This window comes from Phenylobacterium sp., from assembly GCF_035944335.1.
GTDB lineage: Bacteria > Pseudomonadota > Alphaproteobacteria > Caulobacterales > Caulobacteraceae > Phenylobacterium.
Genome location: NZ_DASZBG010000010.1, coordinates 98,807 through 124,078, shown reverse-complemented (window position 1 = coordinate 124,078; position 25,272 = coordinate 98,807). Strand labels below are relative to the sequence as shown.

Genomic DNA, 25,272 nt, shown 5'->3' with positions numbered 1-25,272 from the left:
GGGCTTCCGCCGCCAGGGGCAAGCACCGCCTCTCCCGGCGCCGGGGGACAGAGGCGGTCAGCGCAGCAGGCGCGCCAGCAGGAGCCCGGCCACCAGGCCCGCCGCGAACAACGCCACCCAGACCATCCAGTCCGGCACGCCCGACGCGGCGCCGCGCCGGCGGCCGCGCACCTTGCCGAGCGCGGCGAAGTGCTGCTCGGCGGTCTCCGCCAGCCGCGCGCGGATCTTCGGCCCCTCCGCCGTCAGCAGCGGCTTCCAGGGATGGGCTTCGCGATCGACGGTCAAGGCGAGCTTGATCGAGGCGTCCACCGCCTGGCCGATCTTCTGGACCAGCTGGTGCTCCCAGCGTTCGTTGGGCAGCATCGGGCGGTTGATGGCCTCATCGTAGGAGGCCAGCGCCTGCTTCACCGCCGGCGCCAGCTCGGCCTCGATGGCCTCGGTGAGGATGAAGGCGACGCGGCGGGTGTCCTGCGACTGAAGATTGTCGGTCCTGGCCTTCTCGACGGCCAGCCGGCTGGCCAGCCGCTGCTCCATGCGGGCGAAAATTCCCGAAACCTTGGACTCGAACGCCGTGTCACTCATGGCAGCTCCCCTGCAGCCGGAAGGTGTAGGCGTTGGCCTTACCCGTTGGTGAACGGCTTCAGCCGATCCGCACGCCCATGCCGCCGTCCACCGGCAGGATCGCGCCGGTGATGAATTTCGCCTCGTCCGACGCCAGGAACAGCGCGGCGTAGGCGGTGTCCCACGCGGTGCCCATCTTGCCGCCCAGCGGCACCTGGGCGTTACGGCGCTCGCGCACCCGATCCTGCGTCTCGCCGCGCGCCTGTGCGATGCCCGCCACGGCCATCGGCGTATCCATCAGCCCCGGCATGATGGCGTTGCAGCGGACGCCGTGCTTGGCGTTGGCCTGCGCCACGCTGGTGGTCAGCCGGTTCACGCCGGCCTTGGAGACCTCATAGGCGACCTGGACGCCGCCGGCGACCGCCGCCAGGGACGAGATGTTGACGATGGCGCCGGAGCCCTGTTCGCGCAGCACGCCCAGCGCGACCTTGGTCATCAGCCACATGCCCTTCAGGTTCACCGAGAGGATGCGGTCGAAGGCCTGTTCCTCCGCCCGGTGCGCGGGCGCGTCGCCGCCGCCGATGCCGACGTTGTTGACCAGGATGTCGAAGCCGCCCCAGCGCTCCATGGCCGCGGCGACCACGCCCACGCAGTCGGTTTCCTTCACGATGTCCGCCTGCCGCGCAAAGGCCTTGCCGCCATCCTTGGCGATCATGGCGGCGGTCTCCTCGGCGCGCTCGCCGATGCGGTCGACGCACAGCACCTGAGCGCCCTCGGCCGCGAACAGCAGCGCCATGGCCCGGCCGTTGCCGATCGTCTCGCCCGGCGTCTGGCCCGCGCCCATGACGATGGCGCGCTTGCCCTCGAGTCGGCCAATGGCTTTGGCGGCCACGGTCAGAAGCCCTTCAGGTCCGGATCGAGCGTCAGGCCCTGGTCGAGCTGCACCCCGAAGGTGTTCAGGAACATCGAGACCTGGGTGTACTGCGCGGCGGTGAACACCACGTCCATGCACTGCTTTTCGCTGAAGTGCTTGCGCAGGTCGCCCCAGGTGGCGTCGCCGATGAACTGCTCGGCGTGCAGCTCGTCGCTGGCCTGGATCAGGGCGGCGTCGGCGGGGCTCCAGCCGGCGTGGGCGCCGTCCTTGATCCGCGCGATTTCGCCCTCGGTCAGGCCCTCGCGCAGGCCGATGCGGACGTGCTGGGTCCATTCGTAGCCAGACTTGCACAGGTAGCCGGTGCGCAGGATCACGATCTCCCGCTCGCGGGCCGGCAGGTCGTTGCGCCGCGACAGGATATAGCCGCCCCAGCTGTTGAACCGGCTGAGCGCCTTGGGCGCATGGGCCAGGGTGCGGAAGATGTTGAGCACGGGGCCGGGCCGGAAGGCCTCCAGCGCCTCGGCCTGCTCGGGCGTCAGTTCGGCGTCCGTCAGCGGGGCGATGCGGGGCTTCGACAGTCTCATGGGATCCCTCCGGCTCTGGTCGGCGGCACTCTAACCGGTTGCCGTCGATTGCGCGCAAGGGCCGTGCTAGCCAAGCGCCATGGCCAAGCGCATCACGCTGGACTTCCTGAAGACCGAGAGCGCCTCGGGCCTCATCCTGGCGGCCGCGGCGCTGGCCGGCATCGTCATGGCCAATTCGCCCGCCGACGGCCTCTATTTCCGCTTCCTGCAGGCGCCCTTCACCATCCAGATCGGCGGCTTCGCCGAGACCTATCCGGTGCTGGACTGGGTCAAACAGGGCCTGATGGCGGTGTTCTTCTTCGTCGTCGGCCTGGAGATTAAATACGAGGTGCTGCGCGGCGAGCTGGCCAATCCCCGCCGCCTCGCCCTGCCGATCCTGGCGGCGCTCGGCGGCATGGCCGTCCCAGCCCTGGTCTATCTGGGCTTCAACCTGGGCGCGGGCGGCGCGCCGCAGGCCTGGCCGACGCCCATCGCCACCGACATCGCCTTCGCCATGGCCGCCCTCGCCGTAGCCGGACCGAGGCTGCCTTCGACCCTGCGAGTGTTCCTGCTGACGCTCGCCATCGTCGACGACCTCGGCGCCGTGGCGGTGATCGGGGCGGTGTTCACCCACCACATCCGGATCGCGGCCATCGCAGCGGCGCTGGCCGCCCTGGCGCTGATGGGCCTGCTGATGCGCTGGCGGGCCGCGCCCTACCTGTTCTATGTGATCGGCTTCGTGCTGGTCTGGGCCTTCACCCTGAAGTCGGGCGTATCGACCTCGGTGGCCGGCGTCGCGGCGGCCATGGCCATCCCCATCGAGCCCCGCAAACCCGGCCGGCCCGGGGTGCTGGAGGACTTTATGGAGAGCCTCCACCCCTACGTGGCCTTCCTGATCCTGCCGCTGTTCGCCTTCTGCGCGGCCGGCTTCGACTTCGGCCGCCTGCAGATGGACGACATCTTCGGACCGGTGGCGCTGGGCGTCGCCGCCGCCCTCTTCCTCGGCAAGCCGCTGGGCGTGTTCGGCGCCATCGCGCTGATCTGCGGCCTGAAGATCGCCCGGCGGCCCATGGGCACCAAGTGGGTCGAGCTGTTCGGCATGAGCCTGCTCACCGGCATCGGCTTCACCATGAGCCTGTTCATCGGCGAGCTGGCCTTCCCGCAGGGCGGCCTGGCCCAGGGCCAGGTGCGGGCGGGCGTCATCGCAGGCTCCCTGCTCTCGACTCTGGCCGGCATGGGCGTGCTGACCTGGGCGCAGCGGCAGAGGGGGCCGGCGAGCTGAGCGGTTGTGGAATATTGCGCTCAGCGCCTGTTTCGCGTAAATGCCGCCGCTCTTTGGGACCGCCTGGCCAAAGGCATGCCATGGCGGTCCATCAACACGACCAGAAGGCGGGGCTTCGGCTCCGACGTGAAATGCCCAAACTGAAGACCAAGTCGGGCGTGAAGAAGCGCTTCAAGATGACGGCGTCTGGAAAGCTGAAGGCCGGCGTCGCCGGCAAGCGCCACCGCCTGATCAGCCACAACGCGAAGTACATCCGCCAGAACCGCGGCACGAAGGTGATGAGCGAGGCCGACGCCAAGCTCATCAAGGTCTTCATGCCGTACGGCCTCTAAGGGGAGCCCTGACAGATGGCACGCGTAAAGAGGGGCGTCGTCGCCCACGCCCGGCACAAGAAGGTCCTGGAACAAGCCAAGGGCTTCTACGGCCGCCGCAAGAACACCATCCGCACCGCCAAGGCGGCCGTGGACAAGGCCGGCCAGTACGCCTACCGCGACCGCAAGGTCCGCAAGCGCAGCTTCCGCGCGCTGTGGATCCAGCGGATCAACGCCGCGGCGCGCCTGGAAGGCTTCACCTATTCCCGATTTATCTTCGGCCTTGAGAAGGCCGGGATCGATATCGACCGCAAGGTCCTCGCCGACATCGCCGGCGCCGATCCGACCGCTTTCAAGGCCATCGCCGACAAGGTTCGCGCCGCGCTGGCTTAGAGGCTGAGGGTCCAAACAGACCTGAGCATTCCAAGAGCCCTCCGGCCGAACCGCCGGGGGGCTTTTTGCTGGCCCCCTTCACCCCGTGAAGCCTGAAGGCTAGGACAGCCGCCAATGACCGATCTGAACCGATTGCAAGCCGAGCTGACCGTGCGCGCCGCCGCGGCGAAGGACTCCGCAGAGCTGGAGGCCCTGCGCGTCGAGGCGTTGGGCAAGGCGGGCTCCGTCTCCGAGCTGCTCAAGGGTCTCGGCAAGATGAGCCCCGACGAGCGCCGCGAGCAGGGACCCCTGATCAACGGCCTGCGCGACGCGGTCGCCGCCGCCATCGCCGCGCGCAAGGCCGAGCTGGAGGCCGCCGAGCTCGACGCCAGGCTCGCCGCCGAGCACGTCGACCTGACCCTGCCCGCCCCGCCGCAGCGGCGCGGCCATGTCCATCCGACCATGCAGACCATGGACGAGATGATCGCCATCTTCGCCGAGATGGGCTTCGCGCTGGCCGAAGGGCCGGACATCGAGGACGATTTCCACAACTTCACGGCGCTGAACTTCCCGCCCAAGCACCCGGCGCGGGAGATGCATGACACCTTCTGGCTGCCGCAGGATGCGAGCGGCGAGCGCAAGCTGCTGCGCACCCACACCAGCCCCGTGCAGATACGGGTGATGCAGCGCGGGGCGAACCACGACGTCCCGAGCTGGGTCGCCAGCGGCCAGGCGCCGCCGATCCGCGTGATCGTGCCGGGCCGCGTCTATCGCTCCGACAGCGACGCCACCCACACCCCGATGTTCCACCAGATGGAGGGCCTGGTCATCGACCGCGCCATCCACATGGGCCACCTGAAATGGACGCTGGAGACCTTCTGCCGCCGGTTCTTCGAGACCGAGGCGGTGGTCACCCGCTTCCGCCCGCACCACTTCCCGTTCACAGAGCCGAGCGCCGAGATGGACGTGCAGTGCGACCGCTCGGGAGGCTCCATCAAGATCGGCGAGGGCTCCGACTGGCTGGAGATCCTGGGCGGCGGGATGGTGCATCCCAACATCCTTCGGACCTGCGGCCTCGATCCCGACGAGTGGCAGGGTTTCGCCTTCGGCCTCGGCGTCGACCGGCTGGGGGCGCTGAAATACGGCATGCCCGACCTGCGCGACATGTTCGCCGGCGACGTGCGCTGGATCGAGCACTACGGCTTCTCGGCCTTCGCCGCGCCGAGCCCGGCGACGGGGCTCTCGTGATGGCTGGGGTCGAGGACTGGCGGTCGCTGGAAAGCTTCGCCTTCGGCGACAGCCCGACGATGGCCGACGAGCTGCTCGGCTTCGTGCTGGCCGGCGCCAAGACCGCCAGCTGCTGGTCGATCGCCGAGGGCCAGCAAACGGAAGTCGGCAAGCGCATGGTCGCCAAGGACGGCGCCGGGCGGCCACGCGCGGTCATCGAGACCGTCAGCCTGGAGCAGGCGCGTTTTTGCGATGTCGGCTGGGACTTCGCGGCCGCCGAAGGTGAGGGCGACACCTGCCTGGAAGACTGGCGGGCCGGTCACCGCGCCTATTTCACCCGCAACGGCGGTTTCGCCCCGGACATGCTGGTCTGGTGCGAGCGATTCCGCCTGGTCGAGATCATCGGCGAAGGAGCCGAGCGATGAAATTCACCCTCTCCTGGCTCAAGCAGCATCTCGACACCGACGCGACGGTCGACGAGGTCGCCGAGGCCATGACCATGGCCGGCCTCGAGGTCGAGCATGTGGACGACCCGGCCGCCAAGCTGGCGAAGTTCACGGTCGCCAAGATCGTTGAGGCCCACCAGCACCCCAACGCCGACCGCCTGCGGGTTTGCCAGGTGGACACCGTCGATGGCCGCAAGGAGATCGTCTGCGGCGCCGCCAATGCGCGGGCCGGGCTGACCACCATCTATGCCCCGATCGGCGCCTATGTGCCGGGCTCGGGCGTCACCCTGGAGGCGCGCCCCGTTCGCGGCGTGGTCTCCAACGGCATGCTCTGCTCGGGCCGCGAGCTGGAGGTGGCCGAGGACGCCGAGGGCATCGTCGAGCTGCCCGACGCCCTGAAGGTCGGCGCGAGCGCGGCCGAGGCCTTCGGCCTGGAAGCCGTCATCGACTTCGAGGTGACCCCGAACCGCCCGGACTGGCTGGGCGTGGCCGGCATCGCGCGCGATCTCGCCGCGGCCGGCCTGGGCAAGCTCAAGGACAAGCCCGTGCAGCCGGTCCCCGGGAAGCTCGCCGAGCCGATCGAGATCAGGGTCGACGGCGAGGCCTGCGCCGCCTTCGCCGGGCGGCTGATCAAGGGCGTGAAGAACGGCCCTTCGCCCGCCTGGCTGCAACAGCGGCTGGTGTCTGTTGGGCTTCGGCCGATCAACGCCCTGGTGGACGTCACCAACTTCCTGACCCACGACCGCTGCCGGCCGCTGCACGTCTATGACGCCAAGACCCTGCAGGGCGGTTTCATCGAGGCGCGGCTCGGCCGTCCCGGCGAGCAGGTCGAGGCCCTCGACGGCAAGACCTACCGCGTGGACGAGGAGGTTTGCGTCATCGCCGACGGCTCCGGCGCCATCGGCCTGGGCGGGGTCATGGGCGGCGAGAGCACCAAGGTCACCGAAGCCACCACCGAGGTCTTCGTCGAATGCGCCTGGTTCGATCCGCTCCGCAGCGCACAGACCGGCCGCACGCTGGGGATCATCTCCGATGCGCAATACCGCTTCGCCCGCGGCGTCGATCCCGCCTCCTGCACCTGGGGCCTGGAGCTCGCCACGGCGCTGATCCTCGAGTTCTGCGGCGGCGAGGCCTCGGAGTTGCGTCTGGCCGGCGAGCCGCCGGCTCCGCGGCCGGCCTTCGCCTTCGACCGCAGCTACGTGAAGAAGCTGGGCGGCATCGAGCTGCCGCGCCAGAAGATCGACGCGATCCTGGGTGACCTCGGCTTCGGGCTGAAGGGCGACGAGGTCCAGCCGCCGAGCTGGCGGCGCGATGTCGAGGGCAAGGCCGACCTCGTCGAGGAGGTGACCCGCATCGCCGGCTATCCGAACCTGCCGTCGGAATCCCTGCCGCAGATCGAGCGCCCGTCCGGCGGCATGCTGACCGTGCGCCAGACCCGCATGAGCCATGCCCGGCGGACGCTGGCGGCCCGCGGCTACGACGAGGCGCTGACCTGGAGCTTCCTGCGCCGCGAATGGGCCGCGCTGTTCGGCGGCGGCCAGGCGGAGCTGGTGCTGACCAACCCGATCGCCTCGGACCTCGACTGCATGCGGCCCTCGATCCTGCCGAACCTGATCGAGGCGGCGCAGCGCAATGCGCGGCGCGGCTTCGCCGACGCAGCCCTGTTCGAGGTGGGCCCGCTCTATCGCGGCGACCAGCCGGGCGATCAGGTGACGGCCGTCGCGGCCGTCGTGGCGCCGCATCCGCCCAAGACCTGGGCCAAGGGCCAGCCCGATCCGCTGTTTTCCCTCAAGGCGGACCTGACGGCCCTGCTGGACGAGCTTGGCGCGCCCGCCCTGCAGATCGTCCAGGGCCAGGCCTCGCCCTGGTGGCATCCCGGCCGTTCGGCCCGCCTGCAGCTTGGCCCCAAGACGGTGGTGGCCGAGTTCGGCGAGGTGCATCCGCGCATCCTGAAGGCATTGGACGCCGAAGGGCCGATGCTCGCCTTCGAGCTGGTGCTGGAGGCCATTCCCGAGCCCAAGAAGAAAGCGGTCAAGACCCGCCCGGCGCTGGCGCTCTCGCCGTTCATGCCGCTCACCCGCGACTTCGCCTTCGTGGTCGACCAGGCCACTCCGGCCGGCGACCTCGTCAGACCGATCCTTGGCGTCGACAAGCAGCTCATAGAGGGCGCGCGCGTGTTCGACCTCTACCAGGGCGCGGGCGTGCCGGAGGGCCACAAGTCCATCGCCGTCGAGGTCACGATCCAGCCGCGCGAGAAGACCCTGACCGACGCCGAGATCGAGGCCCTGTCGGCCAGGATCGTTGCGGTGGCCGAGAAGGCCGTGGGCGCGAAGCTGCGGAGCTGACGGCGGCGCGGGCTAGGCGCCGCCGCCGCGCCACTTCGTGACGTACGGCAGGGCGAACAGGTAGAGGCCGCTCGCGAGCAGCAGGACCAACGGCAAGAGGGCCATCAGCCCGATCCAGACGGCCTGCGCCTGCCGCGCCAGCGCGACCAGGTTGACGATCACCGCCAAGGTGAAGGCGATCGACAGCCAGCGGTGGATCCGCCGGATCCAGGCGTTCCAGTTCAAGGAGACCGCCGCGCCGCTCATGCGTCGATCTCCGCCAGCAGGCCGTCGAGGCCCTCCATCATCTTCGTCCAGCCGAACTGGGCGCCGCGGCGGTTCTGCTCCTGATCGGGCGTGAAGCCGGACTGCTCCATTCGCAGGTGCGCGCCGGCGCCCTCGGGCGTGAGCGTGAAGGCGACCGTCGTGACGATCCCCCCGCCGTCGGGCGTACCGTCGCCCCAGCGGAGCACCAGCCGGCTGGGCGGGGTGATCTCCAGCACCTCGCACTGCACGACGCCGTTCCAGTGGCCCACGGGCTCGGTGCGGAAAGCGAAGCGGCGGCCGGCCTCCGGCGCGAAGTCGTTCGCCATGATCCAGCGCGCCAGAAGGTCGCCCTCGGTCAGCGCGCGCCACAGCTTCGCCGGGGCGTGGGCGTAGCTCCGCTCCACCACGATGCTGCGCGCTTCGATCGTCTCGCTCATCCGTCGTCCTCCATCTCCTTGAGCAGGGCTTCGAGCGCATCGAACCGGTCGCGCCAGAAGACCGAATAGTGGGCGAGCCAGTCGACCAGCGGCTTCAGCCCCTGCGGATCGACCCGGTAGAGCGTCGAGCGGCCGGCCCGGGTCTCGCCGACCAGACCCGCGCCCTTCAGCGCCGCCAGGTGTTGCGAGACCGCCGGCTGGGACACGCCGGCGCCGGCGGTGAGCGCCGCCACCGACAGCTCGCCGTCGTGCGCCAGGCGCTCGAAGAGGCCGCGCCGGGTGGGGTCGGCGAGCACGCGGAACACGTCTGAGGCGGGCAGATAGCTCACGCCTCATTCATAAGTGAATACTTATTTGAGAGTCAAGCGCCCTATTCGGCGGGCAGGATCGCGGTCGCCCGCGCGGACCGGATCGCCGCCCGCCAGGCCCGGAACGGATGCAGGTACTGGCCCATCGCGCCTCGGCCCATGTCCTCCCGCACGCCTAAGGCCACGTCGCAGGGGCCCGGCTGGTGGAAGGTGCCGAACGCCCGGTCGAACACCGAGAACACGGTGGCGAAGTTCGAGCCCGAGCCCGCCACGTCGCGCGCGTGGTGCCAGCGGTGCATGACCGGCGTGTTGAACACCCAGCTGCCGCGGCCATAGGTCCACGGCACGTCGGCGTGGATGAAATAGCCGTAGTAGTGGCGGACGAAGACGTTTCCGGCCTGGGCCCAGAACGGGAAGCCGAGCGCCGCCAGGATGACCGTGTCGAGCGCCGATCCGAGGCGGTCGATCGGATGCATCCGCTCCAGCGAGAACCAGGTGAGCCGGGTGTCCGAATGGTGGATGGCGTGCGCCGGCCACAGCCATTTCGAATGCTGCGCGCGGTGGCGCCAATAGCCGATGAAGTCGCCCGTGAAGACCGTGACGAGGAAGGTCGGCGCCGGGCCGATGGACGCCCAGATTTCCGGCGCGGCCAGCTGCAGGCCGTGTTCGCGCAGCCGCGTGCCCATCCAGGCGATGAACACCGCGACCGCCGGTGTGACGGTCAGCTGGTCGACCACCGACAGCACCGCATTGACGCGGGTTTCCGGCAGCGCCGCCCTGCCGTCGGCGACCCAGGTCCGGGGCTTGGCCAGCCGGGCAAGGCCGGCAAAGAACACCCCGCCGAACGCCAGCGCGACCAGCGATTGCCACAGGCCGCGCGCATCATCGGCGAGGAAATGGACCAGGGACGGCACGACGGGGACGCTCCGGAGACTTGAGCGCCCATCATCGGCGGCCGCGGCAAATCTTGGATTAACGGCCGGGGTCCAGGATGCAGGGATGAGCCGGACGCGCGCCACGCCGACCGCAAGTCCGCCCGCCCGGCGCGCGCGACCGCTGGCGCTGGCCGTCCTGGCCGCGGCCGCCATCGCCCTCATCGTCCAACGGGTGTGGCTGGCGGCCGCCGAGCCCCTGTGGTTCGACGAGGCCTGGGGGCTCGCCGTCGCCCGCGCGCCGGACTGGGGCAGCGTCGTCCACGAGGCTCGCGTCGACACCAACGCCCCGCTCTATGAGCTGTTGCTGCACGCCTGGACGGCGGTCGCGGGGGCGTCCGATCTGGCGCTGCGGCTGCCGGGGCTGATCGCCGTCGCGGCCGCCGCGGCCTGGCCGCTGGCCCGCCGCGCGCCCGGCCTGACCTTCGACGGCCGGCTGGCCTTCGCCGCGGTGATCTTCGCCTGGTGGGGGATCGACATCTTCCTGGCCGGCCGCCCCTACGGCCTGCTGCTGGCGCTGTCGGTCGCCCAATGCCTGGCCTTTGCCGAGCTGATCCGCAAGCCTGCGACCCGCACCGCCCTGGCCTGGGCCACGCTCGGCTCACTGGCCATCCTGACCCACTACTACGCCGCGATCGTCACCGCCGTGCAGGGCCTCGCCTTCCTCGCACTGCACCGCGGGATGGCGCTGCGCACCTGGCCCGCGGCGCTGGCCTTCGCCCCCGCCGCCGCCTGGGTCGCCTGGCACGCCCCGCGCCTCGCGGCTTTCGCCGCGACCGACGTCGCCTGGCACGCGAGGCTCGATCCCGTCGACGCCCTGGCCATGGCCGCCTTCACGCTCAATCCCTCGGCGCCGGCGCTAGGCCTGCTGACCGCCGTCGCCGCGGGGGTCGCCTTCCTCCTCGCCCGCCGCCGCACCGACTCCGAGACCCGGCCGCTGTGGACCGTCGTCGCCGCCTCGCTCGCGGGCCTCGTCCTCACGCTGGCCTCCGGCATGCTGCATCCGAGCCTGACCGCCCGCTATCTGATCCCCACCGCGCCCGGCCTGATCCTGGGCCTGGTGCTCATGGCGCAGGGCTCGGCGCGCCCGCGGCTCGCGATGTCGGCCCTGGTCGGGGTCTATCTGGTCACCGCCCTGTGGCCCGGCGCGGTGTCCGACGGGCTCAAGCGCGGCAGCCCCTACGGCTTCGAGACCGCCTCCGACCTGCTCATGCGCCACGGCGTCAGCGACGTGGTGTTCGCCTGGGACCACGAGGTCACCCCCCTGATGCCGCCCGACACCTTGGGCCGCGTCGGCGGCGTCTTCTTCCGCCGCTCAGGCTCGATCGCCCGCATCCACCCGCTGGTGGTCCATCCCAGCGACGACGTGAACGCCCTGGCGCTGGCCGCAGCGACCGGCCCGCGCCCCGGGATCATCTGGATCTACAATCGCGCCGGGCGCACCTCGGCCGCCGCGCGCCCGCCGCGCATCGCCCAGATCGACCCCCGCTGGACCTGCCAGCGCATGGGCGACGAGACGGTCGGCAGCCTCGCCTGCTGGCGGCGCTAGAACGGGATGATGTTGCGCTTGCGGCTGTAGGACAGGTAGCCGACGTTGGCGCCGAGCCTGAAGCCGACGCCGGCCCGCATCGGCGCCAGGGTGATGCCGCTGGCCTGCTGGTAGTTCACCCCGATGCCGGCGATGAAATAGGCCGTGCCCTCGACGCCCGGGAAGCGCTGGAAGATCTGGTTCGGATCGTCCAGGTCATAGCAGAGGGTGAACACCCGGCTGGCGTTGCCGCCGGTGTCGAAGCCGATCGACGGGCCCTGCCAGTAGACCTCCACCGGCTGGCGGTCCTTCATATAGAGCAGGCCCTTGCCGTAGCGGGCCCCGACCACGAAGGCGCCCGAGCCCTCGGTCCCGGCGATGTAGCCGGTGGGCCGGCCGTTCTTGGAGAAGATCCGTTCCACCGCCGCGCCGGCGCTCTCGGCGGTGACGCCCAGGAAGTCGGATACCGAATTGACGATCTCGTCCTGGGTGAACGGCTTGGCCTTGCCGGGCGCCTCGCCCACGGGCCCGGCGGTCGGATAGGCGGGGGCGCCGTTGGGCGGCGGGAGCTGTTCGGCCGGCGGCGGCGCCGATCCGCGCGGTGCGGCCGGCGGCAGGGCGCGTTGCTCGGTCTGCGCATGTGCAAGGCCCGCGGCCCCGAGCGTTACGATGCCCGAGACGATGAGCGTACGGCGGTCCATGGGCGCTAGCCTCCCTGTTCGATTTCTGTGCCCGCCCAACCGCTCTGATGGCTGGCTGGACCTTAACGTGGGATTAACCGTGTTGTCCGCCTTGCGGCGCCGCGCGCCTCGCCAACGCGGGCGAATGTGCTAGACGCACGCCCAGCATGACGACCCCGCTTTCCCACATCCGCAACTTCTCCATCGTCGCCCACATCGACCACGGCAAGTCGACGCTGTCGGACCGGCTGATCCAGGAGACTGGCGCGCTCACCCAGCGCGAGATGACCGAGCAGGTCCTCGACAACATGGACATCGAGCGCGAGCGGGGCATCACCATCAAGGCCCAGACCGTGCGGCTCAGCTACAAGGCCGACGACGGCGAGACCTATGTCCTGAACCTGATGGACACCCCCGGCCACGTCGACTTCGCCTATGAGGTGTCGCGCAGCCTGGCGGCCTGCGAAGGCTCGATCCTGGTGGTCGACGCCAGCCAGGGCGTCGAGGCCCAGACGCTGGCCAATGTCTACCAGGCCATCGACAACAACCACGAGATCGTGCCGGTCCTGAACAAGATCGACCTGCCGGCCGCCGAGCCCGAGCGGGTGCGCCAGCAGATCGAGGACGTCATCGGCCTCGACGCCTCCGACGCAGTGGAAACCTCGGCCAAGACCGGCCAGGGCATCCACGAGCTCTTGGAAGCCATCGTCCACCGCCTGCCGCCGCCGAAGGGAGACGCCGCGGCCCCGCTGAAGGCCCTGCTGGTCGACGCCTGGTACGACCCCTACCTGGGCGTCGTCGTGCTGGTCCGGGTGATCGACGGCGAGCTGCGCTCGGGTCAGCGCGTGAAGATGATGCAGCAGGGCTCGACGCACCTGATCGACAAGATCGGCGTGTTCAACCCCAAGCGCACCGAGGTCGAAAGCCTGGGCCCCGGCGAGATCGGCTTCATCACCGCCCAGATCAAGGAGGTGGCCCACGCCGCTGTTGGCGACACCATCACCGACGAGCGCCGCCCGGCGACGACCGCGCTCGCCGGCTTCCGCGAGGTGCAGTCGGTGGTGTTCTGCGGCCTGTTCCCCGTCGACGCCGCCGAGTTCGAGGACCTGCGCGCCGCCATCGGCCGGCTGCGCCTCAACGACGCTTCCTTCACCTATGAGATGGAGACCAGCGCCGCGCTGGGCTTCGGCTTCCGCTGCGGGTTCCTGGGCCTTCTGCACCTGGAGATCATCCAGGAGCGCCTCTCCCGCGAGTTCGACCTCGACCTGATCGCGACAGCCCCCAGCGTCGTCTACAAGATCGGGCTGATCAACGGCGAGGCGATCGAGCTGCACAACCCGGCCGACCTGCCGGACCCGGTGAAGATCGCCAGCATTTCCGAACCCTGGATCAAGGCCACCATCTTCACGCCGGACGAATATCTGGGCTCGATCATCAAGCTCTGCCAGGACCGCCGAGGCGAGCAGCGCGAACTCTCCTATGTCGGCGCGCGGGCCATGGTGGTCTACGACCTGCCGCTCAACGAGGTCGTCTTCGACTTCTACGACCGGCTGAAGTCGATCTCGAAGGGCTACGCCTCCTTCGACTACCAGATCGAGGGCTATCGCGAGGGCGACCTCGTGAGGATGTCGATCCTGGTCAACGCCGAGCCGGTCGACGCCCTCTCCATGCTGGTCCACCGCGACCGCGCCGAGACCCGCGGCCGCGGCATGGTGGAGAAGATGAAGGAGCTGATCCCGCCGCACATGTTCCAGATCCCGATCCAGGCGGCGATCGGCGGCCGGATCATCGCCCGCGAGACCGTGCGCGCGCTACGCAAGGACGTGACGGCCAAGTGCTACGGCGGCGACATGACGAGAAAGCGCAAACTCCTCGACAAGCAGAAGGAGGGCAAGAAGCGCATGCGTCAGTTCGGCAAGGTCGAGATCCCGCAGGAAGCCTTCATCGCCGCCCTGAAGATGGATGCGGACTAGGGCTCGGCGCCGTCAGGGCTTCGCCAGGGCGTCATAGATCCACGCCCGGTTCTTGCGCTGGAACTCCATGGCGAGCTCGCGGCTCTGGACCATGAACACCATGAAGAGATCGTTCTTCGGGTCGACCCAGAACTCGGTGCCGGCGATGCCCCACCAGCTGAAGGTCCCGTTCCCCGGCCGCTGGACGGTGTCGTCCTTCACCAGGCTGAAGCCCAGGCCGAAGCCCATGCCCTGGCCCGGGAAGAACAGGCCCGCGCGGCGGATTTCCGGCGTGGTCTCGTCCTGACGCATGCGGGCCAGCGTCTCGGCCTTGAGGATGCGCACGCCCTTGTACTGGCCATTCCCCTCCAGCATCAGCACGAAGCGCAGGTAGTCCTCGACGGTGGACGACATGCCGCCGCCGCCCGAGAGGTAGGGCGTGGGCTTGGCGTAGTCGTAATAGAGGCCCTCCAGCGGGCCGCCGCCGCCGTTGTTCAACGCCTGGGCGAAACGGGCGCGCTTGGTCTCCGGCTGCCAGAAGGCGGTGTCGGTCATGCCGAGCGGGCCGGTCACCCGCTCGCGGACCAGCACGTCCAACGGCTTGCCGCCGGCCACCTCGACCACCGCGCCGAGCACGTCGGTCGAATGCGAATAGTACCAGGCGGTCCCAGGCTCCGAGCGCAGCGGCAGCTTGGCGATCAGCCGGGCGTACTCGCGGGCCGTAAGGTCGTTGCGGTTCTCGCCGCCCTTCGCCCAGGCCTGGGAGATCGGCGTGGTCGGCTGGATGAAGCCGTAGATCAGCCCCGAGGTGTGGCTCATCAGGTTGCGGACCAGCATGGGCCGCGTGGCGGGCCTGGTCGTGCCGTCCGGCTGCCAGACCACGAGGTTGGCGTATTCCGGGAGGTACTTGGAGACCGGCGCGTCGAGGTCGAGCTTGCCCTCCTCGACCAGGGTCATGGCGGTGACCGAGACGATCGGCTTGGTCATGGAGAAGATGCGGAAGATGGTCTTGTCGGTCACCGGCGCCGTCTGGCCGGGGCCCTGCACGCCGAATCCCTCCTGCAAGGCCACCTTGCCGTGCCGGCCGATCAGCAGATAGGCGCCGGCGATCTTGCCCTGCGCCACATAGGCCTGCAGCCCGTCCTCGGCGACCTTCAGCTTGCCGGGATCGAAGCCCAGCGACGCCGGATCGGCGCGGACGATGGAGGAGACCTTCGGATCGACCGGCCGCGGCGCGGCCGAGGCCGGCGCGGACGCCGCCAGCGCCAGGGCCGCAGCCAGGGACGTCAGCGCCGCCAGCCCGCGGCGACCCGCATATCGATGCATCATGGAGCCCCTCTCGATCCCGCAGACTTGGCGCCTTTCCCTAGGGGCTGGCAATCCGACGCGTCACGACCCCGCGATCAACCGATCCCAGGGCTCAGTGGCTGTGCGCCTTCGTGGCCACGACGGGCGCGCCATCCGACCACTTGCCGAGGCCGACCATGAAGATGGTCTCCGGTTCGGGCATCTGCACATGGTCGGTGTCCAGCATCACCGGCGAGCCCGGCAGGTTCGCGCCCCAGCTGGCAGCCTCGGCCTTGGGCACGTGGAACATCAGGTGCGGATGCCAGGCGCCAGCCGCGTCGTTCAGATACTGCTGGCGCGACATCATGTAGGACATGGCGCCCGGCTCCGGCGTCGGCAGCTCCTTGCGGGCGACGGCGGCCTTGGTGGCCTCGAGCATCTGGGCCTTGGACTGACCGGCCAGGGCCAGCGCCGTCCGCTTGACGGTGTAGGGCAGGATGGATCGCGCGGCCGGCGGATTGTAGCAGATCGGACCTCGCATCCGGGCGTTCCAGAACTGCGGGAAGTCGAACGGCGACATCCACGACCGCTCCACCAGGCAGACGAAACCGTTCTTGCCCTTGACCGCGGTCTCGTAGCCGCCGCGCCCGAGCACGAGCACCGTCGCGGCGTCCGAAATCGCCGGCGGGGCGGCGCTGCGGGCCATGGCGATCTCGGCGTTGCGGTCGGCCATCAGATACTGCGCGACCGGCGCCATGGTCGCATAGGCCGCGGCGTGGCCTTCAGTCCAAGCGCCGAGCGCCAAGGCCGCCAACAGACCTCGCCCGATAGCACCCTTGGTGTTCCCGATCATCGCGTCCTCCCCGTCCGGATTCGCGCCCGGATGTTCGGACGCAACATCTACAGGACGAACGGCAGGCCGGTCTTCCGACAACGCCGCGCTCAATATCGACGCGCGCTGAGGTCTCAGGCCCAATCGGCGTATCGCGCGGGGAATGAAAAATCATTCACCTTCGAAAGCGTAGACACCGCGGCCCCAAGCCCTAGGTTGCCGCGCATGAAAACACCCTTGCTCCCCGCCGCCGCCGCGCTGGCCCTCATGACCCTCCCCGCCGCCGCCCAGCCGGCCTTCCCGCCGGGCATCGACCTGGCCGGCATGGACCGCGCGGTCGCGCCCGGCGACGACTTCTTCGCCTATGCCAACGGCACCTGGCTGAAGACCGCCGAAATTCCCGCCGACCGCTCATCGTGGGGCACCGGCGCGCAGCTCACCGAGAAGACCACGGCCGAGGTCGCCGAGCTGGTGAAGACGGCGCGGGCCGCAAAGCCCGGCACGGAGGCGCGCAAGGTCGGCGACGACTACACAGCCTTCATGGACCAGGCGCGGATCGACCGGCTGGGGCTTGCGCCCCTGCGGCCCACGCTGGCCCGCATCGCGGCGATCAAGGATAAGCACGGCCTCGCCGCCGAGTTCGGGCGCGAGCTGCGCGCCGACGTCGACCCGGTCAACAACACCAATTTCAAGACCGACCACCTGTTCGGCCTGTTCGTGGAGCAGGATCTGCATAAGCCCGGCGTCTATGCGCCCTACCTGCTGCAGGGCGGCCTGGGCATGCCCGACCGGGAATACTACCTGGCCGACACGCCGCGCATGGCCAAGGTGCGCGAGGCCTACAAGGCCCACCTCGCCAAGGTGTTCACCCTGATGGGCCGCAAGGATGCCGACGTCGCAGCGGCCCGTGTCTTCGACCTGGAGACCAAGATCGCCCGGGCGCATGCGCCGCGCGCCGATTCCGAGGACGTCCTGAAAGCCGACAACCGCTGGCCGCGCGGCAGCTTCGCCAGCCAGGCGCCGGGCCTCGACTGGAGCGCCTTCTTCGCCGCCGCCAGCCTTTCAGCCCGGCCCGAATTCTACGTCTGGCACCCGAAGGCGACGGCGGGCGAGGCCGCGCTGGTGGCCTCCGAGCCGCTGGGCGCCTGGAAGGACTATCTGGCGCTGCGCCAAGTGGAGCACCATGCCGCGGTCCTGCCCAAGGCCTTCGACGACGAGCATTTCGCCTTCTTCGGCGCGGTGCTATCGGGCACGCCGCAGCAGCAGGAGCGCTGGAAGCGGGCGGTGACCTTCACCAGCGCGGGCCTCGGCGAAGGGGTCGGCAAGCTCTACGTCGCCAAATATTTCCCGCCGGCTTCCAAGCGAGCGGTTGAGGCCATGGTCAAGGACCTGATCGCGGCGTTCGACAAGCGCATCGACGGGCTCGACTGGATGGCGCCGGCCACCAAGGTCGAGGCCAAGAAGAAGCTGGCGACGCTGAAGGTGGGCGTCGGCTATCCCGACCACTGGATCGACTATTCCGGGCTCAAGATCTCCGCGGCCGACGCGCTCGGCGACCAGGATCGCGCCGAGGCCTTCGAATACCGCCGCAACCTCGCCAAGTTCGGCCACCCGGTTGACCGCGGCGAATGGGCCATGACGCCCCAGCTGGTCAACGCCGTGAACCTGCCGGTGCGCAATTCGCTCAACTTCCCCGCGGCCATCCTGCAGCCGCCGAACTTCAACCCGGCCTCGCCCGTGGCGGTGAACTTCGCCCATACGGGCGCCACCATTGGCCACGAGATCAGCCACTCCTTTGACGACCAGGGGGCGCAGTTCGACAGCCAGGGGCGCCTGCGCAACTGGTGGACGCCGTCCGACTTCGCCCACTTCCAGGCCTCCGGCCATGCGCTGGCGGCGCAGTATTCGGCCTACCGTCCGTTCCCCGACCTGGCGCTCAACGGCGAGCAGGTGCTCAGCGAGAACATCGCCGACATCGCCGGCCTCAACGCCGCCTACGACGCCTATCGGCTGGCCAATGGCGGCAAGGCGGGCCCGGCGGCCCAGGGCCTGACCGGCGACGAGCAGTTCTTCATCGCCTTCGCCCAGGGCTGGCGGGCCAAGTACCGCGAGGCCCAGCTGCGTCAGCAGGTGATCACCGACGGCCACGCCCCGTCCGAATACCGGGCCGACACCGTGCGCAATATGGACGCCTGGTATCAGGCCTTCCCGGTGCAGCCCGGGGAGAAGCTCTACCTCGCGCCGAAGGACCGCGTGCGCGTCTGGTAGCGCCGATCAGCGCGCCGCGGCGGCCGAGGCCTTCTGCGCGCGATCCCAGTCCGGGTGCTCCTTGAAATAGGGGTCGAGGCCGCGGGCGATCTCGCCGATCTGGGCGTCGCTCAGCCTGTCGATCTGGGCGGCGGCCGGGACCGCGGGATCGAAGCCCGCCACCGCCGCCGGGTGGGCCTCCATCCAGGCGGTCAGGCCCTCCATGATCCGGCGGTTGGCGACCCCGTGCGAGGTGGCGCTCTCCACGTCGGAGAGGATGGTGATCAGCGGCATGCGCGGGAACTCGGCGAACTCCAGCTCCGAGAGCTCGGCGCGGTACTCCAGCTCCGGGCCGCCCAGGCCGAACGGATGGTCGAACTCGTCGTGGTCGAGCACATGGCGGCCCTCGTGGATGTAGATCGAGTGGGCGAGCTGCAGGTCGCCATAGGTCTTCAGGAACACCCGCTCGAATGGCTCGCCGCTGGCCGCTGCGACGGCCCGCGCTTTGGCCGCGACCTCGTCCTGGGCCTCGCGCCGCAGCCGCGCCTGCAGGCCGGGCAGGAAGGCCAGCCGTTTGATCGAAAGCGCGTCGCGGTCCTTGGCCTCCAGCCCCGGCAGCTCCTCGGCCGCCTTCGCCGCCGCCGCCGGCGTCAGGTTGGCGAGCACCGTCAACGGGGCTGAGCTGTAGGCGCTGCGCACCTGGACGATGGTGTTGGGCTCGCTCCAGCCGCCGGTCGCGGCCAGACCGTCCCACAGCCAGCTCTGGTAGCCGTTGGAGGCCAGGTTATCGATCGAGAGGAACCGCACCGCGCCGCGGCGGCCGTATTGGACCACCTCGTGACGGGTGTCTTCCACCACATGGCCTATGTGCACGCTGGGGACGCCCGCGGTGTCGCCCGCCGTCCAGTGCAGGCCATAGGCCTCGGCCAACACCGTCTCGGGGGCGCCAGGGCCCAGCTTCGCCGCCGTTTCGGCCAGCAGACGCCTGGCCTCGCCGACATAGTCCACCCCGGCGTCTGTTCCGCGGGCGTGCTTGCGGTCGTAGGCCAGCGTCGCGGCGTCGAACCGCTCGCGGAAGTCGAAATAGGCGGCGACAGGCACGTAGTCCGGCGCGTGGCCGGCGGCCGCGGCCACCCCGTGTTCGCCGTCAAAGGCCTTGGCTTCGGCATAGAAGCCGCCGCGGATCAGCAGGCGCTCGAGGGCGATCTCGTCGGCCAGCGGCGTGCCCGATCCTAGCGCGGCGGCGAACAACCGAGCGACCTCGGCGTCGGCGATCTTGAAGCTGGTCGGGGCGTTCGCATCCGTGAGCCAGAAGAAGTCCTTCCAGGCCTGCAATGCGGCGGTAGAATCGGAAAGCTCGAGGGCGACGCCCAGCCTGAGCTTCGCCGCGGCCGGGGCCAGCGCACTGGTGGGCGTGAACCCGGAGATCGCCTGGCTGGCGGCGGCGATCGCGGCGGTGCGTCCCTCCTGAGGTCCGCCCGTCGCCAGGGCCAAGGCCACGCGGCCCTCCTCGACGAGGAAACCGTCGCGCTGGACGGTGTCGGCGCAGTCGCCCGCCCGCGCTGTCGCCAGGTCCAGCGCCGCCTGCGGCTGATCGGCCTCGCGCAGCACCCGCACCGCCATGGTGGCGATCCGGCAAAGCTCGGCGCCGGTGGACGTTGCGCGGCCCCGCTCCAGCGTCGCCTCGGCGGCCGGCGCGTCGCGGTCGATCAGCCACTGGATGCGGGCGAGGCCGCGCGCGGCGGGCCCCACATCGAGGGCCGGCGTCTGGGAATCCTCCAGCACCGCCCGGAACTGCGGCTCGGCGTCGGCGACGCGCATCTGGAAATAGGCGTCCGAGGCGCTCAGCAGGGTGGGGCGGGCGGATGGCGCGGCGGGCTCGGCCGCTGCGGCCGCGCTTCCGGCCAGGCACAGAAAGGCGGCGGCGAGGAACACGGGTCGGATCATGTGGCGACCATGCCGGGCGCGCCACCGCGGCGCCTAGTTAAAGCGCGGTAACACCGGCGCGGCGCGGCCGCACCCACCACCACAGGCCCAGCACATAGGCCAACACCGCCAGATAGGCGGCGGTGAACACCCAGATCGGCAGCGGCCAGTAGATGACGCTGTTGACCCAGCGCGCGATCAGCGGATCGGCGTGGCCGCCGCCGGTCAGGTCGTCCTGCCAGATCGTCAGAAAACAGGCCCGCCCGAGCGCCGCCTGCAACGCCACCACGGCCAGCGACGCCAGGTGCAGCGCGCGCCACCAGCGCACCCGCACCCACCGCCAGCCGAGCCAGCCGCCCAGCGGTATCGCCACCAGGCCGAAGACGTTGAAGCCGATCACCGCCAGGTGCGCCGCTAGCACGGCCTGTCCGAGCCCGAGGTTCATGGACCGAGCCTAGGCGACCGGCGGGCTCGGCGCATGCGCTTCCAACAAGCTTGACTGTAGTGCCGAAGCCTCCGACATCGCTGACCATCGAAGAGGAGGGCGTTTGATGCGCAAACTGATCGTACTGGCCGCGGCCGCCGCCGCGGTCCTGGTCGCCGCCTGCAACACCGTGTCGGGCGTCGGCAAGGACGTCCAGGCCGCCGGCAAGGCCGTCTCCACCACCGCCGAGGACGCCAAGCACTAGCGTTTCGAGCGGGGGGCCGGGCGCTGGGTCAAGAATAACCGCGGCCGAAGCGCCCAGGCCCTTCCGCCGCGGCGTGGCCGGGGCCATATGGCGGCCATCATGCAAGAGATTTCCCATGCCCTGGCGCCCTCGGTGTTCCGCGGGGTGAAGGGGCGTTGCCCGGCCTGCGGCCAGGGCCGGCTGTTCTGGAAGTACCTGAAGGTCAACGGCCGCTGCGAAGCCTGCGACCAGGACCTCGCCCGCTATCCCGCCGACGACGGTCCGGCCTATCTGACCATCCTCCTCATGGGCCACCTGGTCGTGGCGCCGATGCTGATCTTCCCGATCATCTGGCGCTCGAACCCGCTCTATTCCCTGCCGATCATCATGGGCGGCCTGGCCGCCGTGACCCTGACCGCCCTGCCCCGCGTCAAGGGCGGCTGGGTCGGGCTGATGTATGCGCTCGGCGTGAAGGATACGGACGCCGCGCTGCATACCGCCGACGCCGTGGACTAGCTTTTCTCCGCGCACACCCCGCCGGAACCTCCGCTGTGGGCCGCGGGTTGACTACGGCCAAGTCGGGGCGCGACACGAAGGAGAGCTACGTGGGCCTTGGCACCATCCTGATCATACTTCTGATCCTCGCCCTGATCGGCGCCCTGCCGAGCTGGGGCTATTCCCGCAGCTGGGGCTATTTCCCTTCCGGCGGCCTGGGGCTGATTCTGGTGATCATCCTGGTTCTGGTCTTCATGGGGCGCATCTAAAGGACCTGCTTGGCGCTCGCCCCTTTGGCTTGTGCGCATAGGCCGCTAGCATCCCCCGATTGACGGGGGACGCATGGCGGTCAGCCGAACGGCAAGTGAAGCGGCGCATGGCGCGGGAGCCATGTCGCCGCTTCGTCGCATCAAGGCGATCCTCGGCGGCTCGGCCGGCAACCTCGTCGAGTGGTACGACTGGTTCGCCTATTCCTCGACCAGCCTCTATTTCGCCGCCCACTTCTTCCCCAAGGGCGACGCCGTCGCCCAGCAGCTGCAGACCGCGGCGATCTTCGCGGCGGGCTTCATCATGCGGCCGATCGGGGCCTGGCTGATGGGCGTCTATGCCGACCGCGCCGGCCGCCGCGCCTCGCTGACCCTCTCGGTGGCGCTGATGAGCCTGGGCTCCTTCGCCATCGCCGTCCTGCCGACCTATGCCCAGATCGGGGTGGCCGCACAGCTTGGCCTGCTGCTGGCCCGGCTGATCCAGGGCCTGTCGCTGGGCGGCGAATACGGCGCCAGCGCCACCTACATGAGCGAGATGGCCGGACGGAAGCATCGCGGCTTCTGGTCGTCCTTCCAGTACACCAGCCTGATCGGCGGCCAGGTCGCGGCCCTGCTGGTGCTGGTGCTCATCCAGCACACCCTCTCCAAGTCCGCGCTGGAGGCCTGGGGCTGGCGCATCCCGTTCGCGGTTGGCGGGGCGCTGGCGGTGGTGGTCTTCTGGATGCGGCTGGGCCTGGAGGAGACCCGCGCCTACCTCGCCGAGACGATCGCCAGCGCCCAGCGCGGCCGCACGATGACCCTGCTGCGCGAGCACCCGCGCGAGTTCGCCATCATCCTGGTGCTGACCGCGGCCGGCTCGCTCAGCTTCTATGCCTACACGACCTACATGCAGAAGTTCCTGGTCAATACCGCGGGCTTCTCCAAGGACACCGGCACGGCGATCATGCTGGCGGTGCTGGTCCTCTACATGCTGATCCAGCCCGCCGTCGGCTGGCTCTCCGACCATGTGGGCCGCAGGACCACCATGGCGGTCGGCCTGGCGCTGGGCGGGCTGGCCACCTATCCGGTGATGACCGCCATCAGCCACGCCCACGCCGCGGGCGCCGCCTTCGGCCTGGTGATGATCCTGACGCTCTGCCATTCGGGCTATGCGGCGGTGAACGCGGTCATCAAGGCCGAGCTGTTCCCGGCTCACATCCGTGCGCTGGGCGTCTCCCTGCCCTATGCGCTGGGCAACGCGGTCTTCGGCGGCACCGCGGAATATGTCGCCGAATGGCTGAAGAAGGCCGGCGTCGAGAGCGGCTTCTACATCTATGTTGCGGTCGTGATGCTGGCCGGCGCGCTCACCGCGGCGCGCCTGCGCAACACCAATGTCACCAGCCTGATCGAGGAGGACTGACCTGGCCGTGGCCCTCGCCCTGCGCCCATTGGACCTCGCCGCGCTGGGGCTCTTCCTGGTCGCGTGGCTGTTCTACGAGCCGCTGTTGAAACAGCTCGCCCGGCGGGCCGGCGGCACGATCAACACCGACATGACCGTCATCCGCGCCGCCTGGATGCGCAACATGGTCGGACGCGAGAACCGGTTCATGGACGGCCAGCTGCTGGGCCAGACCCTGAACTCGGCCTCCTTCTTCACCTCGTCGAACCTGATCCTGATCGCCGCCATCTCCGGGGCGCTGTTCGGCGGCGAACGGACCTTCCGGACGGCCTCCAGCCTGGTGGTGATCCAGACCTCGTCGCGGGCCCTGTTCGAGGCGCAACTCGCCCTGGTGCTGATCTGCCTGGCGCGGGGCCTCCTCGACCTGATTTGGGCCATCCGCCAGCTCAACTACTGCATCGCCGCCATCGGCTCAGTGCCGGTGCAGGTGGAGCCGGAGCATCACCACACCTTCGGCGACATCACCGCGCGTCTGCTCAATCCGGCGCTGTCGTCCTTCAACGCCGGCGTCAGGGCCTACTATTTCGCGCTCGCCGCGGCCGCCTGGCTGTTCGGCGCCCCGGCCTTCCTGGTCGCCACCTTCGGCGCGGTGGGATTGCTGGTCTGGCGCCAGCGCCGCTCGCCGGCCGCCCGCGCCGTCGCCGACCTGCGCCGCCTGCTCGAACGGCCCTAGGACCCGAGGCCCAGTTCGACGCGCGCCTTCTTCGTCAGCTTGCCGGAGATCAGCGAGTGGGCGGTGGCCAGCCAGCCCTTGAAGTCCTCGTCGTCGGCCTGGGTGAAATCGACGGCCACCCACTGGCCCTTGGCGCAATAGGGCGCCTGGCGGCCCGGCCCGCCCGCCTCGGTCAGCACCACGAAGCCGATCTCGCTGACCTTGAACGAGATCGCCTCGTCACCGCAGATGCCGAACACCTTGCCGCCCACCTTGTAGACGTCGGAACCGCCCCACTGGACGACCCGCGTCACCGCCGGCAGGGCGAAGGCGATCTGCTCGATCCCCGCCCGGTCCATTTCAGGCGAGCCCCAGCTCATTTTTCTGCGCCTTGGTGAGATTGGCCGACACCAGGTCGTGCGAGGTCTTCAGCCAGCCGCGGACCTCCTCGGCGTCGAGCGCCGCGAGGTCGTGGAAGGTGATCCAGCCGTGGCGGCCGGTATAGCGCGAGGGCGTGGCCCGGCCGCTGGCGGTGAGCGCCTCGAAGGCGATCTCCGTCGCCTTGACGGTCAGGGTCCTATAGGCGCCGTCGCAGCCGACAAAGATCTTGCCGCCCACCTTGTAGATGTGGTCGTCGCCCCACTGCACGTTCATCGTCGCGCCCGGCAGCGCCAGGGCCGCGGCGTGCAGCTCATCCTTCGTCACGCCGCAACTCCTGTTTCAGGCCCCGACCCCCACCCCGATCGGGCAGGTGACGCCGGTGCCGCCGATCCCGCAGTAGCCCCCCGGGTTCTTGGCCAGGTACTGCTGGTGGTAGTCCTCGGCGAAATAGAACGGGCCGGCCGGGGCGATCTCGGTCGTGATCTTTCCGAAGCCCTGTTTCGACAGAGCCTGCTGGTAGGCCTCCCGCGAAGCCTCGGCCTCTGCGGCCTGGGCGTCGTTCACCACATAGAGGCCGGAGCGGTATTGGGTGCCGATATCGTTACCCTGACGCATGCCCTGGGTCGGATCGTGGCCCTCCCAGAACACCTTCAGCAGGGCGCCATAGGTCACCACCCGCGGGTCGAAGACCACCATCACGGCCTCAGCCTGGCCCGTGCGGCCGGAGCAGACTTCCTCGTAGGTCGGGTTGGGGGTCAGGCCCTGCTGATAGCCGACGGCGGTCACCCAGACGCCGGGGACCTGCCAGAACTTCTGCTCCTCGCCCCAGAAACAGCCCATGGCGAAATAGGCGGTCTCCAGACCGTCCGGATAGGGCCCCTTGAGCGGATGACCGTTCAGGAAATGGGTTTCGGCGGTGGGGATCGGGTGCGCGCGGCCCGGCAGTGCGGCTTCCGCCGTCGGCAGCTCGAGCGATTTCTTGGCGAACAGCATGGGGAATAGGTCTCCTGGTCGGC

29 protein-coding genes are annotated in these 25,272 nt (G+C 69.7%); 14 read left to right on the top strand and 15 right to left on the bottom strand.

The genetic code is table 11. From position 1 onward, the window contains the following. Window positions 1–57: 57 nt before the first annotated feature. From VGT80_RS02025 to VGT80_RS02015, 3 genes are read right to left on the bottom strand one after another with little or no spacing between them, the layout of a single operon-like run. Window positions 58–582 carry a hypothetical protein gene (locus VGT80_RS02025; RefSeq protein ID WP_327452423.1) on the bottom strand — a complete coding sequence of 175 codons (525 nt, stop codon included), beginning with the start codon at window positions 580–582 and terminating at the stop codon, window positions 58–60. Window positions 583–640: 58 nt separating this feature from the next. Next, window positions 641–1,453 (bottom strand): SDR family NAD(P)-dependent oxidoreductase, encoded by an 813-nt coding sequence (locus VGT80_RS02020; protein WP_327452421.1) that lies wholly within the window; start codon window positions 1,451–1,453, stop codon window positions 641–643. Window positions 1,454–1,455: 2 nt separating this feature from the next. Beyond that, complete coding sequence (locus tag VGT80_RS02015) at window positions 1,456–2,019, bottom strand: carboxymuconolactone decarboxylase family protein (RefSeq protein ID WP_327452419.1); 564 nt, start codon at window positions 2,017–2,019, stop codon at window positions 1,456–1,458. A gap of 79 nt (window positions 2,020–2,098) precedes the next feature. Here VGT80_RS02015 and nhaA point away from each other — a divergent pair, with 79 nt between their 5' ends. The 6 genes from nhaA to pheT all read left to right on the top strand — a co-directional run bounded on the left by nhaA (window position 2,099) and on the right by pheT (window position 7,981). Further along, window positions 2,099–3,280 carry a Na+/H+ antiporter NhaA gene (nhaA, locus tag VGT80_RS02010; protein WP_327452417.1) on the top strand — a complete coding sequence of 394 codons (1,182 nt, stop codon included), beginning with the start codon at window positions 2,099–2,101 and terminating at the stop codon, window positions 3,278–3,280. Window positions 3,281–3,411: 131 nt separating this feature from the next. Then, window positions 3,412–3,612 (top strand): 50S ribosomal protein L35, encoded by a 201-nt coding sequence (gene rpmI / locus VGT80_RS02005; protein WP_327452570.1) that lies wholly within the window; start codon window positions 3,412–3,414, stop codon window positions 3,610–3,612. Between the two features lie 15 nt (window positions 3,613–3,627). Next, window positions 3,628–3,984, top strand: coding sequence for a 50S ribosomal protein L20 (gene rplT, locus VGT80_RS02000; RefSeq protein ID WP_327452415.1), 357 nt, complete (start codon window positions 3,628–3,630; stop codon window positions 3,982–3,984). Window positions 3,985–4,098: 114 nt separating this feature from the next. Further along, the gene (pheS, locus tag VGT80_RS01995) at window positions 4,099–5,211 is read left to right on the top strand and encodes a phenylalanine--tRNA ligase subunit alpha (protein WP_327452413.1); all 1,113 of its coding nucleotides are present in this window, start codon (window positions 4,099–4,101) and stop codon (window positions 5,209–5,211) included. Beyond that, entirely contained in the window at window positions 5,211–5,615 is a 405-nt protein-coding gene (locus tag VGT80_RS01990) for an ASCH domain-containing protein (protein WP_327452411.1), read from the top strand. Before pheS ends, VGT80_RS01990 begins: the two co-directional genes overlap by 1 nt. Beyond that, window positions 5,612–7,981 carry a phenylalanine--tRNA ligase subunit beta gene (pheT, locus tag VGT80_RS01985; protein WP_327452409.1) on the top strand — a complete coding sequence of 790 codons (2,370 nt, stop codon included), beginning with the start codon at window positions 5,612–5,614 and terminating at the stop codon, window positions 7,979–7,981. Before VGT80_RS01990 ends, pheT begins: the two co-directional genes overlap by 4 nt. 12 nt (window positions 7,982–7,993) lie before the next feature. On the opposite strand, the gene VGT80_RS01980 is transcribed toward pheT, so the two are convergent. From VGT80_RS01980 to VGT80_RS01965, 4 genes are read right to left on the bottom strand one after another with little or no spacing between them, the layout of a single operon-like run. Beyond that, on the bottom strand, window positions 7,994–8,227 hold the full coding sequence (locus VGT80_RS01980; RefSeq protein ID WP_327452407.1) for a hypothetical protein: 234 nt from the start codon (window positions 8,225–8,227) through the stop codon (window positions 7,994–7,996). After that, window positions 8,224–8,664 carry an SRPBCC domain-containing protein gene (locus tag VGT80_RS01975; RefSeq protein WP_327452405.1) on the bottom strand — a complete coding sequence of 147 codons (441 nt, stop codon included), beginning with the start codon at window positions 8,662–8,664 and terminating at the stop codon, window positions 8,224–8,226. The genes VGT80_RS01980 and VGT80_RS01975 overlap by 4 nt, the downstream gene beginning before the upstream one ends. Continuing rightward, window positions 8,661–8,984 (bottom strand): metalloregulator ArsR/SmtB family transcription factor, encoded by a 324-nt coding sequence (locus tag VGT80_RS01970; RefSeq protein ID WP_327452568.1) that lies wholly within the window; start codon window positions 8,982–8,984, stop codon window positions 8,661–8,663. Before VGT80_RS01970 ends, VGT80_RS01975 begins: the two co-directional genes overlap by 4 nt. Window positions 8,985–9,034: 50 nt before the next feature. Continuing rightward, window positions 9,035–9,886: a sterol desaturase family protein gene (locus tag VGT80_RS01965; protein ID WP_327452403.1), complete on the bottom strand. Its 852-nt coding sequence runs from the start codon at window positions 9,884–9,886 to the stop codon at window positions 9,035–9,037. Window positions 9,887–9,971: 85 nt separating this feature from the next. Between VGT80_RS01965 and VGT80_RS01960 the strand changes: the two genes are divergently transcribed. Further along, complete coding sequence (locus VGT80_RS01960; RefSeq protein ID WP_327452402.1) at window positions 9,972–11,453, top strand: hypothetical protein; 1,482 nt, start codon at window positions 9,972–9,974, stop codon at window positions 11,451–11,453. Here VGT80_RS01960 and VGT80_RS01955 read toward each other — a convergent pair. Next, window positions 11,450–12,133 (bottom strand): DUF1134 domain-containing protein, encoded by a 684-nt coding sequence (locus tag VGT80_RS01955; protein WP_327452400.1) that lies wholly within the window; start codon window positions 12,131–12,133, stop codon window positions 11,450–11,452. The genes VGT80_RS01960 and VGT80_RS01955 overlap by 4 nt on opposite strands. 146 nt (window positions 12,134–12,279) lie before the next feature. Between VGT80_RS01955 and lepA the strand changes: the two genes are divergently transcribed. Next, entirely contained in the window at window positions 12,280–14,085 is a 1,806-nt protein-coding gene (gene lepA, locus VGT80_RS01950; RefSeq protein ID WP_327452398.1) for a translation elongation factor 4, read from the top strand. Window positions 14,086–14,097: 12 nt separating this feature from the next. Here the strand turns inward: lepA and VGT80_RS01945 are convergent, their stop codons facing one another. Next, a complete protein-coding gene (locus tag VGT80_RS01945; protein ID WP_327452396.1) occupies window positions 14,098–15,393 on the bottom strand; it encodes a serine hydrolase domain-containing protein in 1,296 nt (431 codons plus the stop codon). Between the two features lie 91 nt (window positions 15,394–15,484). Continuing rightward, a complete protein-coding gene (locus tag VGT80_RS01940) occupies window positions 15,485–16,204 on the bottom strand; it encodes a hypothetical protein (RefSeq protein ID WP_327452393.1) in 720 nt (239 codons plus the stop codon). 204 nt (window positions 16,205–16,408) lie between these two features. Between VGT80_RS01940 and VGT80_RS01935 the strand changes: the two genes are divergently transcribed. After that, window positions 16,409–18,451, top strand: coding sequence for a M13 family metallopeptidase (locus VGT80_RS01935; protein ID WP_327452391.1), 2,043 nt, complete (start codon window positions 16,409–16,411; stop codon window positions 18,449–18,451). Window positions 18,452–18,457: 6 nt separating this feature from the next. Here the strand turns inward: VGT80_RS01935 and VGT80_RS01930 are convergent, their stop codons facing one another. Then, window positions 18,458–20,377: a hypothetical protein gene (locus tag VGT80_RS01930; RefSeq protein WP_327452389.1), complete on the bottom strand. Its 1,920-nt coding sequence runs from the start codon at window positions 20,375–20,377 to the stop codon at window positions 18,458–18,460. 37 nt (window positions 20,378–20,414) lie between these two features. Beyond that, window positions 20,415–20,801 carry a DUF2784 family protein gene (locus VGT80_RS01925; RefSeq protein WP_327452387.1) on the bottom strand — a complete coding sequence of 129 codons (387 nt, stop codon included), beginning with the start codon at window positions 20,799–20,801 and terminating at the stop codon, window positions 20,415–20,417. Between the two features lie 106 nt (window positions 20,802–20,907). Between VGT80_RS01925 and VGT80_RS01920 the strand changes: the two genes are divergently transcribed. The 5 genes from VGT80_RS01920 to VGT80_RS01900 all read left to right on the top strand — a co-directional run bounded on the left by VGT80_RS01920 (window position 20,908) and on the right by VGT80_RS01900 (window position 23,896). Then, the gene (locus VGT80_RS01920) at window positions 20,908–21,045 is read left to right on the top strand and encodes an entericidin A/B family lipoprotein (protein WP_327452385.1); all 138 of its coding nucleotides are present in this window, start codon (window positions 20,908–20,910) and stop codon (window positions 21,043–21,045) included. 99 nt (window positions 21,046–21,144) lie between these two features. Further along, on the top strand, window positions 21,145–21,540 hold the full coding sequence (locus tag VGT80_RS01915; RefSeq protein WP_327452383.1) for a DUF983 domain-containing protein: 396 nt from the start codon (window positions 21,145–21,147) through the stop codon (window positions 21,538–21,540). A gap of 89 nt (window positions 21,541–21,629) precedes the next feature. Beyond that, complete coding sequence (locus tag VGT80_RS01910; protein WP_327452382.1) at window positions 21,630–21,788, top strand: DUF3309 family protein; 159 nt, start codon at window positions 21,630–21,632, stop codon at window positions 21,786–21,788. Window positions 21,789–21,909: 121 nt separating this feature from the next. After that, a complete protein-coding gene (locus tag VGT80_RS01905; protein WP_327452380.1) occupies window positions 21,910–23,184 on the top strand; it encodes an MFS transporter in 1,275 nt (424 codons plus the stop codon). A 7-nt stretch (window positions 23,185–23,191) separates the two neighbouring features. Next, window positions 23,192–23,896 (top strand): DUF599 domain-containing protein, encoded by a 705-nt coding sequence (locus VGT80_RS01900; RefSeq protein ID WP_327452378.1) that lies wholly within the window; start codon window positions 23,192–23,194, stop codon window positions 23,894–23,896. On the opposite strand, the gene VGT80_RS01895 is transcribed toward VGT80_RS01900, so the two are convergent. From VGT80_RS01895 to msrA, 3 genes are read right to left on the bottom strand one after another with little or no spacing between them, the layout of a single operon-like run. Beyond that, window positions 23,893–24,255, bottom strand: a complete 363-nt coding sequence (locus VGT80_RS01895) for an MmcQ/YjbR family DNA-binding protein (protein ID WP_327452376.1) — start codon at window positions 24,253–24,255, stop codon at window positions 23,893–23,895. The genes VGT80_RS01900 and VGT80_RS01895 overlap by 4 nt on opposite strands. After that, window positions 24,236–24,580, bottom strand: a complete 345-nt coding sequence (locus tag VGT80_RS01890) for an MmcQ/YjbR family DNA-binding protein (protein ID WP_327452374.1) — start codon at window positions 24,578–24,580, stop codon at window positions 24,236–24,238. The genes VGT80_RS01895 and VGT80_RS01890 overlap by 20 nt, the downstream gene beginning before the upstream one ends. 15 nt (window positions 24,581–24,595) lie before the next feature. After that, window positions 24,596–25,249, bottom strand: coding sequence for a peptide-methionine (S)-S-oxide reductase MsrA (gene msrA, locus VGT80_RS01885; protein WP_327452372.1), 654 nt, complete (start codon window positions 25,247–25,249; stop codon window positions 24,596–24,598). Window positions 25,250–25,272 lie beyond the last annotated feature (23 nt).